The 12,608-nt window shown below is 69.5% G+C and carries 12 protein-coding genes and 1 pseudogene; 2 read left to right on the forward strand and 11 right to left on the reverse strand.

The genetic code is table 11. The features are described 5' to 3' along the window. Window positions 1-102 precede the first annotated feature (102 nt). The 10 genes and pseudogenes from ACT535_RS22145 to ACT535_RS22190 form a co-directional block, all read right to left on the reverse strand. Complete coding sequence (locus tag ACT535_RS22145) at window positions 103-1,167, reverse strand: ABC transporter substrate-binding protein (protein WP_476366055.1); 1,065 nt, start codon at window positions 1,165-1,167, stop codon at window positions 103-105. A 34-nt stretch (window positions 1,168-1,201) separates the two neighbouring features. Beyond that, window positions 1,202-1,984, reverse strand: coding sequence for an ABC transporter ATP-binding protein (locus ACT535_RS22150; protein WP_476366056.1), 783 nt, complete (start codon window positions 1,982-1,984; stop codon window positions 1,202-1,204). A 3-nt stretch (window positions 1,985-1,987) separates the two neighbouring features. Next, window positions 1,988-2,845, reverse strand: coding sequence for an ABC transporter permease subunit (locus ACT535_RS22155; RefSeq protein ID WP_476366057.1), 858 nt, complete (start codon window positions 2,843-2,845; stop codon window positions 1,988-1,990). A 28-nt stretch (window positions 2,846-2,873) separates the two neighbouring features. Beyond that, a complete protein-coding gene (locus tag ACT535_RS22160) occupies window positions 2,874-4,094 on the reverse strand; it encodes an acyl-CoA dehydrogenase family protein (RefSeq protein ID WP_476366058.1) in 1,221 nt (406 codons plus the stop codon). Window positions 4,095-4,323: 229 nt separating this feature from the next. Then, window positions 4,324-5,151: an ABC transporter permease gene (locus tag ACT535_RS22165; RefSeq protein ID WP_476366059.1), complete on the reverse strand. Its 828-nt coding sequence runs from the start codon at window positions 5,149-5,151 to the stop codon at window positions 4,324-4,326. Beyond that, complete coding sequence (locus ACT535_RS22170; RefSeq protein ID WP_476366060.1) at window positions 5,148-6,350, reverse strand: ABC transporter substrate-binding protein; 1,203 nt, start codon at window positions 6,348-6,350, stop codon at window positions 5,148-5,150. Before ACT535_RS22170 ends, ACT535_RS22165 begins: the two co-directional genes overlap by 4 nt. Window positions 6,351-6,374: 24 nt before the next feature. Beyond that, complete coding sequence (locus ACT535_RS22175) at window positions 6,375-7,142, reverse strand: ABC transporter ATP-binding protein (RefSeq protein WP_168462064.1); 768 nt, start codon at window positions 7,140-7,142, stop codon at window positions 6,375-6,377. Further along, the gene (locus ACT535_RS22180; RefSeq protein ID WP_476366061.1) at window positions 7,139-8,215 is read right to left on the reverse strand and encodes an acyl-CoA dehydrogenase family protein; all 1,077 of its coding nucleotides are present in this window, start codon (window positions 8,213-8,215) and stop codon (window positions 7,139-7,141) included. The genes ACT535_RS22175 and ACT535_RS22180 overlap by 4 nt, the downstream gene beginning before the upstream one ends. Then, window positions 8,215-8,583: a carboxymuconolactone decarboxylase family protein gene (locus ACT535_RS22185; protein WP_476366062.1), complete on the reverse strand. Its 369-nt coding sequence runs from the start codon at window positions 8,581-8,583 to the stop codon at window positions 8,215-8,217. The genes ACT535_RS22180 and ACT535_RS22185 overlap by 1 nt, the downstream gene beginning before the upstream one ends. A gap of 321 nt (window positions 8,584-8,904) precedes the next feature. Beyond that, window positions 8,905-9,350, reverse strand: a pseudogene (locus ACT535_RS22190) (RrF2 family transcriptional regulator). A 233-nt stretch (window positions 9,351-9,583) separates the two neighbouring features. On the opposite strand from ACT535_RS22190, the gene ACT535_RS22195 reads away from it, so the two are divergent. Further along, window positions 9,584-9,841, forward strand: coding sequence for a hypothetical protein (locus tag ACT535_RS22195; protein WP_168462061.1), 258 nt, complete (start codon window positions 9,584-9,586; stop codon window positions 9,839-9,841). Window positions 9,842-9,997: 156 nt separating this feature from the next. Here ACT535_RS22195 and ACT535_RS22200 read toward each other — a convergent pair whose 3' ends face one another. Then, on the reverse strand, window positions 9,998-11,614 hold the full coding sequence (locus ACT535_RS22200; protein WP_476366063.1) for an ABC transporter substrate-binding protein: 1,617 nt from the start codon (window positions 11,612-11,614) through the stop codon (window positions 9,998-10,000). A 126-nt stretch (window positions 11,615-11,740) separates the two neighbouring features. Between ACT535_RS22200 and ACT535_RS22205 the strand changes: the two genes are divergently transcribed. Then, window positions 11,741-12,568, forward strand: a complete 828-nt coding sequence (locus tag ACT535_RS22205) for a class II aldolase/adducin family protein (protein ID WP_476366064.1) — start codon at window positions 11,741-11,743, stop codon at window positions 12,566-12,568. Window positions 12,569-12,608 lie beyond the last annotated feature (40 nt).

The following is a 12,608-nucleotide window of genomic DNA, read 5'->3' on the forward strand; positions in this document are numbered from 1 at the left end:
GGCAACGGCTCCTGCCCATGGCAGGAGCCGTTTTCGTTTGTCTATAAGGACAGTTCAGGTGACGCCGACGGTGCCAAGCCCCGCCGGCACCGCAGCCCCCGATCAGTTGGTCGGGGCCTTGTCGCCGCTGAGGATCTGGTCGGCATAGCGGCCGTCCACGACGGTCGTGAAATCCACCGGGCGGGGATAGAAGCCGGCCTTCACCAGCTTTTCGGTGGCTGCGATCTCCTTTTCGAAGCCCGGGCTACCGGGGTTGACGGGGATGAGGGTCACGGCCTTGGCCCGGGCAGCGGCGAGCGCGTCGCGCTCGGCGAGCTGCTGGGTCTTCACATAGGACTTCGCGGTCTCCTCGGGGCGGCTCGAAGCCCAGCGCAGATAGCGGGCCAGCCGGTTGAGGAAATCGCCGATGGCCGGGCCGAGCTTGGGGTCGTCGACGGCGGCGGTGCGGGCGGTCACCGAGACGAAGCCCGGAAAGCCCACGTCGATGTCGCGCGCGATCTCGATGAGCGTGCCGTCCGCGAGGGCGTCGGCGACGCGGGCGCGGGTGACGGGGGCCGCATTCACCGCACCAGCGATCAGGGCGGTGGAGGTTGCGTCATAGGTCAGCAGGCGTACCTGCACGTCCTTGGTGGTCAGGCCGGCGGCGTAGAGGCCGAGCAGTGCGAGCGCGTTGATGTTGCCGCCCTCGTTGTAGGCGTAGGTCTTGCCCTTGAGATCGGCGAGCGTCTTGATGCCGGCGCTCTTGTGGGCGGCGATGAGGCTGTTGGAGAACTTCTCCTCATCCAGGGGCTTCAGCAGCGCCACCACCTTGATGGGCGCGTTCTGGGCGGTCCAGTTCTGCCGGTCCTCGGACGAGGCCTTGGCGGCCGCCGTATCGCTGAGGCCCCAGGAGATGTCGATGGCATTGCCGCCCAGCGCCTGCACGGTCGGCCCGGCGCCGTTGAGCCGCGCCCACTGGATCTTGTAGGGCGTGCCCTTCAGGAAGTCGGTGGCCTCGATAGCGTCGCGGGTCACGTCCTCGAAAATGCCGACGCGCAGGGTGACGCCGGAGAGGTCCGGCTCGGCGGCCGAGGCGGAGGCCCCAAGCCCCACGGCCAGAGCAGAGGACAAAGCAAGGGCGAGCGCGCGGCGGCGCGAGAGCGGCGGTTTCGTCGGGAAACGGGTCATCGGCGGGTCCTTGGCTGGTCAGGGGAAATGAAGGTCACGGCGCGCGGCCGGACTCACAGGCGGCCTCCAGCCCGAGCGGGTCGACGCCCAGCTCGGCATAGAGGCGTGCGCGCAGCCGGGCGCCGGCGGGCGTGGTGCCGTCGAGGGCCTCGCCTACGGTCGCATCGAGGGTGAGGCGACGGTCGCGCAGCACCAGGACGCGGTCGGCGAGACGCACCGCCTCGTCCACGTCATGGGTCACGAGCAGCGTGCCGGGGTGATGGCGGGCGCACAGGCGGCGCACCAGATCCTGCATCTTCAGGCGGGTCAGCGCGTCGAGGGCGGCGAAGGGCTCGTCCAGCAGCAGCAGGGTGGGTTCGAGCACCAGCGCGCGGGCGAGCGCGACCCTTTGCGCCTCGCCGCCGGAGAGGGTGACGGGCCAGGCATCGGCATGATCGGCGAGGCCCACCTCGGCCAGCGCATCGAGCGCCTGCCGGCGCTGGCGGGCGCGGCGCGGCACGCCCATCAGCACGTTGCGCCACACCGGCTGCGAGGGCACCAGCCGCGGTTCCTGGAACACCGCCGCGCGGGGCGTCGCGACCTCGCCAACGCCCGCATCCAGCGTGTCGAGCCCGAGCAGGATGCGCAGCAGCGTGGTTTTGCCCGAGCCGGAGGCACCGAGCAGCGCCACGAACTCGCCCCGGCGGATGGTGAGGTCCAGCCCCTCGAACAGGGTGCGCCCGCCGAAGCCCTTGGCGGCGCCCTTGAGTGAAACTGCCTCCTCCTGAAAATGCACGGCCTCGGCGGGCAGGAGGGGAGTGCGGATGGCCTGGTTCATGGCTCAGCGCGCCTTTTCAAGCACGCTGCGATGCCATGGCAGGAGCCGGCTCTGGGCGGTGCGGATGAGGAAATCGACCGCAAGGCCGAGGACGGAATAAAGCAGCACCACGCCGAGGATGATGTCGGTGCGCAGGGAGGCGCGCGGATTGAGTGCGAGATAGCCGATGCCGGAGGTGGCGTTCACCTGTTCCGCCGCCACCAGCGAGAGCAGCGCGACGCCCATGGCATAGCGCACGCCCACCATGATGGAGGGCAGCGCCAGCGGCGCGACGATCTCGGTGGCGATGGCCGCCCGGCTCATGCCGAAGACGGTGGCCGCCTCGATGATCTTCGGGTCCACATTGCGCACGCCGGAAAAGGTGTTGAGATAGACCGGGAAGATGCAGGCGAGGGCGATGAGGAGGATTTTCGGCTCCTCGTCCACGCCGAACCAGATGACGAACAGCGGGATGACGGCGAGGAACGGCACCATGCGCAGCATCTGCAGCAGCGCGTCATAGGCCCGCTCCCCCGTGCGCCACAGCCCGGCGACGATGCCGAGCACCAGTCCCAGGCCGCCGCCGATGAGAAAGCCGGCGGAAGCCCGCTTGAAGGAGGCGACGAGGCTCTCCCACAGCACGCCCGAGACGGTCAGCTCCCAAAGCGCGCCCACCACCGCCACCGGCGATTCCAGCGTGCGCGGGCTGATGAAGCCGAACGAGCAGGCGCCCTGCCAGATCGCCACCAGGGCGAGCGGCAGCACCAGCCGGGCGGCATCGGCACCGGCGAGCTTGAGCCGGCCCGCGCGGGGCCGGGGCGTGAGTTTCAGCGCGATCCTGCCCGGGGCGGGGAAGGCGGAGGCCGTGGCTGTGTCGGTCATGGATGATCCCGGCTTTCGCTGCGCGACCTCAGAAGAAGGCGGCGGACGGCAGCGGCGTGCCGTCGAGGATTTGCCGGCCGAGGGCGCGGGCCTTGTAGGAAACCGGGTTGTGCGAGGCCAAGGTGCGGATGTTGCGCCAGTGGCGGTCGAGCCCGGCGCGACGGGTGGCGGCCGAGGCGCCGCCCACGTCGAACAGCCGGCTCGCGGCATCGAGGGCGAGCCCGTCCAGCACCACCTTCGACTGCGCGGCCCGGCGGGCCGCCTCCTCGAACAGGTCCGCATCGGGCGCCCCGGCGCGGGCGCTCTCGATGGCGCGGTCCAGCGCCTCGGCGGCCCGCAGAACTGCGGCCTCGGCCACGTAGGCGGCGCTGGCAATGCGGCCGAGCGCTTCCTGCAATTGCGGATCTTCCGCCGGCTGCGCGGCCGTGGCGTGGTAGAAGTTGCGGTCGCGGGAGCGGATCAGCCCCGCCGCATCGCGCGCCACCGCCTTGAGGATGCCGGTGACGATGGAGGTGAGGTAGAGCTGCGCGAGGGTGGCGTCGTGCGGCACCGGGACCTCGTCCTGCGCCTGCACGATCACCTCGTCGGACGAGAGCTTCACGCCGGAGAAGGTGGTGGTTCCCGAGGCGGTCAGCTCCTGGCCGATGCCGTCCCAGTCGTCCAGCACGCTGACGCCCTCGCGCTTGCGTGGCACGACGGCGGCGACAGGCACGCCCTCCGGGGTGCGGGCATTGACGTAGATGTAGTCGGCGAAGGCATTGCCGGTGCTGTAGTATTTCACGCCGTCCAGAACGAAGCCGGCGCCCTCGGGCCGCACCACCGTGTTGCCGCCGCCCGCGCCGATGTTCTGGATGCCGGTCTCGCTGGCGCCGAGGCCGAACAGCTTGCCGGCGCGCACCGCATCCAGCCAGCGGGCGAACTTCGGGCTGGCCTTGGAGCGCTGGGCCTTCTCGACGAAGAGGAAATGGTTGCGCAGCACATGCGGCAGGTTGGAATCGACCTCGGCGAGTGCGATCACCACGCCGATCAGATCGGGGACGGAAGCGCCGGCGCCGCCCTCGGCCTTCGGCAAGCGGAAGGCGCCGAAGCCGGCGGCGCGCAACAGTTCGACATCGGCCCGCACATCCTGCGGGCTGCGTCCCGTCGGGGCGCCGCTCGCGGCGATGCGGGCGATGATGGGGGCCAGCTCCGCCGGTCCTGCGAGAGAAGAGGATGGCGCTGCAACGATCTTCTGGGCGGCGATGGTCATGGCGCGGACCTCTCGATTCAGGGAAGGACAGAGCCGCCCCGGCACCGGGAAGGCGCGCCCTCTTGCCACCCGCGGCAGCGGCGGAGGCTTGGGCAATCTGCGATTATTTTTATAATTTAGATCGAAATAATAGACAATAGGAAATGCCGCCACCGCGCGCAGCCGGGGCCGCCCGAGTGCGGTTCGGCACCGGGCGAGCCTCCTTGCGTTCAAGGAATGGTCTTTGGGCTCAGGACCAGCGGCGGCACAGCGCCCGGGCGAGGGCGTCGAGGGCGAAGCCGAGCACGCCGATGAGCAGCACCATGGCCATCAGCTCGGAATAGGCGAGCCGGTCGCGGGTATCGAGGATGAAATAGCCGAGCCCGGCCGAGACGCCGAGCATCTCGCACGGCACCAGCACGATCCACAGGATGCCGATGGCGAGTCGCACGCCGGTGAGGATGTGTCCCACGACCCCCGGCAGGATCACCCGCGAGAGCATCTCCCACCGCGTCGCCGCGAGGCTGCGCGCCAGCAACAGCCAGCGCGGGTCCAGCTGGCGCACGCCTGCGGCGGTGGAGAGGAGGATGGGCCACACGGCGGCGAAGGCGAGCAGGAAATAGATGGGCCGGTCGCCCACGCCGAACACCATCACCGCCAGCGGCATCCACGACAGCGGCGAGATCATGCGCAGGAACTGGAAGGCCGGCGTGGTCGCCGCTTCCAGCGCGCCGAAGGTGCCCACGGCGAGCCCCAGTGGCACGCCGATGGCGAGCGCGAAGCCGAGGCCGATGAAGATGCGCTGGAGGCTCACATAGACATGGATCGGCAGGTCCGAGTGGAGCAGCAGGCCGCCGAGGCTGGTGAACGCGCTCGCCGGCGAGAAGCGCCGCGCGAAGCTGCCGGGGGCGGCCAGCACATCCGTGCCGAGCCACCAGAGGGCGACCAGCACGACGAGGCCGGCGATGCCGAGCAGCGGCCGCGATAGCCCGCCGCTCCGCGCGGCGCCTTTCGGGCGGGCGCGGGTCGCGGGATCGGCCCCGGCGGTGAAAGACCTCTGCTGCGGCTCCGCATTCAAGGCGCGATCACCTCGGTGCGGTCGAAGGAGGCCGGGAAGCCGAAGGCCGGCAGGCCGCCGTTGGCCGCCAGCGCTACCTTCACGAACCGGTCGTCCACCAGCTGCTTCGCCGCGGTCGCGGGGTCGAGCTGGGCGAGGAAGGCGCCGTCGCCCTCGATCAGCGTGCCCTTGAGGCGGCGCACCAGTTCCTCCGTGTAGCTGGGGAACGGATAGGGCTGGAAGTCGATGCGCTTCTCCCTCCAGTCCGCATGGCGGATGGCACCGGACTTCAGATAGGCCTCCGTGTCGGCCTCGGGCGGGGAGAGCACCTTGTCGAGCACCGCCTGGGCGTGGGGCGTGTAGCGGTTCGGCCCCTCCTTGGAGAGGAGGCGCGCGGTCTCGGCGCGGTTGGCGCGGGTCCACAGCTGCGCCTTGACGATGGCATTCACCACCTTCTGCGACCATTCGGGACGACCATCGAGGTCGCGCTCGTGCATGAAGACGACGCAGCAGGCGTGGTCCTTCCACACATCGCCGGTGAAGCGGAGGATCTTGCCGATGCCCTGCGTTTCCGCCACCGCGTTGAACGGCTCGGCGACGATGTAGCCGGCGACCTGACGGGTGGCGAGGGCGGGGGGCATGTCGGCCGGGGCCATCACCACGAGGTTGACCTCGTTGGCGGCGGGCGCGCCGGTCTTCTTGGTCACGGGGGTGAGGCCGTTTTCGCGCAGCAGGTTCTGCACCACCACATTGTGGATGGAGTACCAGAAAGGCACGGCGATCGTCTTGCCGCCGAGATCGGCGACGCTGCCGATATCCGGGCTCACGGTGAGGGCCGAGCCGCTGACATGGTTCCACGCGACGACGCGCGCCGGGGCCCGCGAGCCGAAGCGCGCCCAGATGGTCATGGGCGACAGCAGGTGGATGACATTCACCTGCCCCGAGATGAAGGCCTCGATCACCTGCGCCCAGCTGCGGAGCAAAACGGGCTTTTCCGCCTTCAGGCCCTCGGCCTCGAACAGCCCGTTGGCATGGGCGACCAGCAGCGGCGTGGCGTCGGTGATGGGCAGGTAGCCGATGCGCACCGGGGCGTCCTGATCCTGCGCGCGGGCCTCGGCGGCGCGCAGCAGGGGGAGGGCGCCGGCGGCGGTGAACAAGGCGGAGAGCTTCAGCATCTCGCGGCGGGAAAAGCCGCCGCGGGGAAGGCAGGCGATGCACATGGTGGGTCTCCTTGTCGGCGGGCGTCAGTGGCGGCGGACGGCGCCGCGCAGCGCCTTCAGAATGTCGATGCGGAGCGCCCCGAGGGCCGCCACCTCGTCGCCGCGCGGCTTGGGCAGATCCAGGGTCCAGCTCGCCACCTGCCGGGCTGGCGCGCCGCCGATGAGCACCACCCGGTCGGCGACCAGCAGCGCCTCGTCGATGTCGTGGGTGACGAGTAGGGCGGCCGTGCCGAAATCGGCCACCACCTTCAGCAGCAGGTCCTGCATTTCGGCCCGCGTCACCTCGTCGAGGGCGCCGAAGGGCTCGTCGAGCAGCAGCACTTCCGGCTTGCGGGCGAGGCAGCGGGCAAGCGCCGTGCGCTGGGCCATGCCGCCGGAAAGGGCCGAGGGCGGAAGGTGGCGGGCATGGCCGAGCCCCACTTCGGCAATGGCGGCATCGACGCGCGCGCGGCGCTCCGCGTGCGAGACGGGGGGCTGGCGCTTGAAATCGAGCCCGAAGGCGACGTTGGCTTCCAGCGTCAGCCACGGCAGCAGGCAGGGGTCCTGAAAGGCCACGGCGAGGCGTGGATGCACGTCCTCCAGCACCGCGCCGTCCATCCGCACGGTTCCGGCGCTCGGCCGCTGGAGCCCCCCGAGGACACGCAGGAGGCTCGATTTGCCAGCCCCGCTCGGCCCGAGGATGGCCACCACCTCCCCCGGCTGGATGGCGAGGTCGAACCCTTCCAGCACGGGCGCGGGCGCGCCGGGATAGCTGAGCGCGATGCCCTCAGCCGACAGGACCGGAACGCTCATGCTGCGCTCTGGCGCTGCGCGGCGAGCGCCGTCTTCAGCTGCACGAGGCTCGGCGTGATGACAGGCACGAAGGCCGCCTCCCGCCAGCGGCGGGCGAAGGCGGCGCCGGGCGCCGTGAGATAGGCCCGGCCGCCGGTCGCCTGCAATTCGAGGCCGATGGCTTCGGCCACGATCTCGGCGAGGGCGATGCGAATGCGGAACAGGGCCGCCGGCTGGGTCTCGAAGGCCCCCGTCTCCAGCCCCTCGGCCAGCGCACGCTCCTGAACGCGCAGCGCCGAACCGAGCGCGGCGAGCGGCTCGGCGAGGATGTGGCGGCCCGCGCCCGCAGCTTCCCGTGCCGCCGCGATGGACCGGCGCGCGAGGCCGATGGACATGCCGCACTGAAAGCCGAGGAAGGCCGGGCGCACCTTGGGCAGCCAGGCATGGGCATCCGCAGCGATCACGCGATCCGCATCGATGCGAACGTCCTTGAGCGCCACCGCCGCCGTGTTGGTGGCGCGCAGGCCGATGAGGTCGAGGTCCGCCGAGCGCTCAAGGCCGGCATCGCCCGCCGCGATGGACGCGACGAACGCGCCGGGACGGTCCGCATGGGCAACCGCCGCAGCGAGATGGAACGTCTCGGGCGCGAGGTTCGTGACCCACGGCAGCCTGCCGTCGAGCCGGAAGCCGTCGCCCTCGCGGCGCGCCGTCACCTGCAGCTCTTCGAGGCCCGCGAGGAACTTCATGGCATTGGACAGCCCCGCCGCGCCGGCGATGCGTCCGCGCAGCAAATCCGGAAGAAGGCGCCCGGCCAGGGCGGCGTTGGGGCTCTGGAGCAGGTATTCCACATAGGTGCGGTGGCCCCAGAAGACGAAGCCGGCGGCCAGCGACCGGGACGAGACATCGGCGATCGCCTCCACCACGTCGATCGCGCGTCCCCCCACGCCTCCGTCCGCCTCAGGCACGCCGATGGCGAAGACGCTGGCGGCTGCTAGGCGCGGCAGGACATCGGCGGCGGCGCTCCCGTCGGCATCGAGCCGGGGGGCATTGTCCTCCAGCCAGGTGGCGAGTGACGGATCGAGCCCGCCCGCCATCACGCGGCGCTCTCGCGGGGCGCGTCCCAGCGGAACGGCTCCAGCTGCGGATTGAGGGGCGGGGCCCCCAGATTGTTGGCGAAGTTGCAGAGGGTGGCGAGGCTCACCCCCAGCACCACCTCCAGCGCTGCCTTGTCGTCGAAGCCGGCGGCGCGGAAATCGGCGAGGTCGGCATCCTCAACCCGGCCACGGCTGGCGATGACGGCCTTGGTGAAGCGGGCCACCGCCTCCAGCCGGGCATCCGGCACATGCCCCCGCTCGCGCAGGGCTGCGATGATGGCGGGGTCCAGCCCTGCCTTGGTGACGATGGCCGTATGGCCGGCGACGCAGAAGCCGCAGCCATGCTCGGCCGCCGCGGTGATCTGCACCGCCTCGCGCTCCGCGAGGGAGAGGGAGCCGCGGGCGTGATGCCGGAAACGGTCAGATAGGTCTCGAGCGCGGTGGGGGCATTGGCGAGCACGCGCAGGAGGTTGGGCAGGAAACCGTTGCGCGCCTCGGCCGCTGCCAGCAGGTCCTTCGCCTCGACAGGGGCATCGTCCAACGTGCGGAGGGGCAGGCGCGGCATGGGATTCTCCTAATTTCGAGTCATTTTATGTATTTTATCTAGATGCGCAATATAGGGGCGCCGTGCCTGCGATATAAGCAGATCCTCCGCGCTGCCTCGCCGTCGCTCTGGGACAGGGGCGCGCTCAGATGTAGTCGACGAAGGCCTGGAGCCGGTCGCCGGAAATGTCGCGCAGGTCGGCGAGGGAGCAGTCGTCCATCACCTCCCTTATGGCGGCGTAGGCCTTCGCCATGAGCAGGCGGATGGTGCAGTTCGGGCCGTCGCAATCGGGGCAGGGCTGGTAGTCGGGGCTGCCGACGCAGGGCAGGGGCGCGAGCGGCCCGTCGAGGGCGCGGATGAGGTCGCCCACATTGATCTGGTCCGCGCCGCGCGCGAGCCGATAGCCGCCGCTCTTGCCCTTGCGGCTCAGGAGGAAGCCGGCGTGGCGCATCTCGCCGAGGATCACATCCAGGAACTCTTGGGGATGTGGTTGGCGTCGGCGATCTCGGCCACCTGAAGCGCCTTGCCCTCGGGCTGGTGCGCGAGGAAGACCGCGGCCTTGAGGCCATACTTGCCCTTCTTGGTCAGCATGGGATCAGACCGCTCGCGCGAGGCGGCAGGCAGAGGTCTGGCCGGGAAGGTGCGGGAGATCCAAGCGGATCGGCTCGATCATGACGCGCTCCAGCGAGCAGGAAATGCAGCGCGCTGCTGCGACGCATTTTATAATTGATCCAATCGATAGAATAAGTAAAATTAAATCACATGCCCCACGCATCCCCTTCGGGCGGGACCGCGGGAGTGGCGCGCGACGCCGGAGGACGATCATGGCCGACGCAGACAGATCGAGCGACCCATCGGGTGTCCAGCCCTCCGCCGGCATCCTCGTCCTGTCCGTCGCAGGCCGCCGCGCGGGGCTCGCGTCGCGCCATTCCGAAGGCTTTCTCTTCCACGCCTGCGATCACCTGTTCAACGACATCGACGGCCGCCTGTTCGCTTCCATCGGCGACATGCGGATCGCCGCGCGCTGCCTCGCCTCGCTCGAACGGCTGAGCCCGCGCGCGCTCAGGCCCTGGCCCGGGTGACTCTCCGCCGGGGTTCCTCCGCCCGGGTTCCTGGCCCCGGCGAGACGGTCCGGCATCCGGCGGCCGCGCGTCGCCGGCTCCTCCAGAGTTCTCCCGCAACTTATCCCCGGGGGTCCATCGCGACCCGCCGGGGATTTTTCGTTCCGCGTGCTGCGCCTACTCGGCGAACCAGAGGTCCTTCAGCGAGGACATGGCGCCGTCCGGCCGGACCGAAACGCCACGGACATTGGCGTTGTAGACGGTGAACTGTTTCAGCTCGAGCAGCGGGAGCACCGGCAGGTCGCGCTGCACCCGGCGCTGCAGCTCGTGGAACAGGGCCACGCGCTGCTCCGGATCGGCCGCGCTCTTGATGCTCTCGATCACCTTGTCCGTGCCCGGGTCCGCATAGCCCGACGCATTGGTCCAGGGGATGCCGGGCGCAATGGATTTCGACCAGAACTGCCGCAGCAGCCCCAGCTCGGGATCGATGAACACGGAGAACTGCCCCGTGTTGATGTCGAAGTCGTAGGAGCCGTAGACGCGCCGCACGAAGGCGCCGAGATCCTGCGAGCGCACATTCACCTCGACGCCCACGCGCTTGAGGTTCTGGCGGATGTATTCGGCGGTCTTGCGGAAATTCTCGTTGAAAGGCTGGAAGTCCTGATTGATGGAGAAGCGCACGCCATTGGCGCCGCGCTTGTAGCCGGCCTCGTCCAGAAGCCGCTCCGCCTCCCTGGGGTCGAAGGCGTAGGTCGGCACGTCCGCGGTGTAGAAGGCCTTGGTGAAGGAGGGGATCGGCCCGGTGGCCGGGGTCACGAGGCCGAACCACACGGTGTCGGCGAGCCCCTGCCGGTCGATGGCATGGGCGAAGGCCCGCCGCACCCGGATGTCGGCCAGGATCGGGTTCCTGAGGTTGAACTCCAGGAAGTAGTATTTGGCGTTCCACTCGTAGCCGCGGGATTCCACCTTCAGGTTGGGTAGCTTGCGCACCCGCTCGATGTCGGCGAAGGGCACGGGATCGAAGGCGGCATAGCCCACGTCGCCGATCTCGATCGCCGCCGCGCGCGCGCCGCCGTCCGGAATGAAGCGGTAGATCACCCGGTCGAGATAGGGCTTGCCCGTGTCCCAATAGTCGGGATTGCGCTCCAGCTCGATGGCCTCGCCCTTGGTCCAGGACTTGAACCTGAAAGGCCCGGTGCCGACCGGCTCCACGTTGTGCGGGTTCTTCAGGATGTCGGTGTTTTCATAGACGTGCTTCGGCAGCACCTGCCCTTCCCAGGCGTTCAGCGCCGACAGCACCACGAGGGAGGGCGCGCGAAACCGGAAGATGGCGGTGTGGGCGTCCGGCGTCTCCACATCCTCCAGCTCGGCGAAGGTGAGGCGGCCGCGCGAATGCACCTTCTTCCAGATCTCCAGCGCGCTGAAGCGCACGTCCGCCGAGGTTAAGGGCGCGCCGTCGTGCCACTTCACGCCCTGCCGCAGATGGAAGGTGAGGGTCAGCTTGTCCGGCGAGATTTCCCAGCTTTCCGCGAGCGCCGGCTTGAGGCCCAGATTGTCGTCATAGGCGACGAGGCCATCATAGATGTTCACCGAGACGGCGCCGTTGGAGAACTGGTTGTTCACGGTGGTGGTCAGCACCGTCGGCTCGGGCTGGATGATGGTGACGAGCGTGCCGCCGCGCTTCGGCGTCCCTTCCGCCGACTGGGCGAGAACCGTCGCCGGGAGCCCGCCGATGATGGTGGCCGAGACGAGACCGCCGAGAAGGGCAAGCAGCTTGAGGGCACCTGTGCGCATGACCCTGCCTTGAGGATGAAAAGGAAAAGCGCCCCAAGACCCGCGCCAACGTGCCGGGCGGGCCTTCCAAGGAACGGAACGGCGTGATACTGATTTTGTCTATCGAATTTATCAATAAGAAATTCCATGCCCTCTTCTGCGCGCTCCGCCGCCGTTCCCCATCCCGGTGTCTCCTCCCGCATCTCCCCGGAGGAGCAGGCCGCCCGCGAGGACCTCGCGGCGGCCCATCGGCTCGCCGTCTGGCATGGCTTCGACCAGGGCATCTACAATCACCTCACCATCGCCGTACCGGGGCGGGAGGATGCGTTCCTGCTGCCGCCGTTTGGCCTGCACTGGTCGGAGGTGACGGCGAGCGGGCTGCTCACGGTCGGCTATGACGGTCGGCTGATCGCCGGGGAGGGCGAGATTCAGCGCTCGGCCTATTGCATCCATGCGCCGATCCACCGTCTCCACCCCGAGCATCAGGTGGTGCTGCACACCCACATGCCCTACGCGACGGCGCTGACCCGGCTGGAAGACAACCGCCTGTTGCCGGTGGGCCAGACCGAGATCCTGCTCATCGATGAGATCGTCTATGACGACGCCTATACCGGCCTCGCCCGGGAGCCTGAGGAGGGCGAGCGGCTCGCGGCGCTGCTGGGGCCGGAGAAGAAGATCCTGTTCCTCGCCCATCACGGCGTCATCGTCACCGGCCGCACCACGGCAGAGGCTTATGACCGGCTGTTCGCGCTGGAACGCGCCTGCCAGGTGCAGCTCTATGCCCTGTGGACCGGCCGCCCGCTGAAAGAGGTGCCGGCGCCCCTCGTGGAGAAGGCGCAGGCCCAGTATCGCGCCGGGCTGTTGCAGGCCGGCCAGAAGACTGCCGCGCCCGGCCAGAAGCCCCACGGCGCGGAGCTGCATTTCTCCGCCCTGCGCCGCCTGCTCGACCGGCGCGAGCCGGACTATCGCGACTGACCGCCGCCGCGAACCCCTGCCAGAATTCGGCGCCCTCTGC

It is taken from the genome of Xanthobacter sp. DMC12 (assembly GCF_056314105.1).

What these genes read in the sequence shown, in the direction of transcription:
- ACT535_RS22145 (WP_476366055.1), bottom strand. Translation starts at nt 1,167, where the DNA reads ATGACCCGTTTCCCGACGAAACCGCCGCTCTCGCGCCGCCGCGCGCTC.
- ACT535_RS22150 (WP_476366056.1), bottom strand. Translation starts at nt 1,984, where the DNA reads ATGAACCAGGCCATCCGCACTCCCCTCCTGCCCGCCGAGGCCGTGCAT.
- ACT535_RS22155 (WP_476366057.1), bottom strand. Translation starts at nt 2,845, where the DNA reads ATGACCGACACAGCCACGGCCTCCGCCTTCCCCGCCCCGGGCAGGATC.
- ACT535_RS22160 (WP_476366058.1), bottom strand. Translation starts at nt 4,094, where the DNA reads ATGACCATCGCCGCCCAGAAGATCGTTGCAGCGCCATCCTCTTCTCTC.
- ACT535_RS22170 (WP_476366060.1), bottom strand. Translation starts at nt 6,350, where the DNA reads ATGTGCATCGCCTGCCTTCCCCGCGGCGGCTTTTCCCGCCGCGAGATG.
- ACT535_RS22175 (WP_168462064.1), bottom strand. Translation starts at nt 7,142, where the DNA reads ATGAGCGTTCCGGTCCTGTCGGCTGAGGGCATCGCGCTCAGCTATCCC.
- ACT535_RS22180 (WP_476366061.1), bottom strand. Translation starts at nt 8,215, where the DNA reads ATGGCGGGCGGGCTCGATCCGTCACTCGCCACCTGGCTGGAGGACAAT.
- ACT535_RS22195 (WP_168462061.1), top strand. Translation starts at nt 9,584, where the DNA reads ATGGCCGACGCAGACAGATCGAGCGACCCATCGGGTGTCCAGCCCTCC.
- ACT535_RS22200 (WP_476366063.1), bottom strand. Translation starts at nt 11,614, where the DNA reads ATGCGCACAGGTGCCCTCAAGCTGCTTGCCCTTCTCGGCGGTCTCGTC.
- ACT535_RS22205 (WP_476366064.1), top strand. Translation starts at nt 11,741, where the DNA reads ATGCCCTCTTCTGCGCGCTCCGCCGCCGTTCCCCATCCCGGTGTCTCC.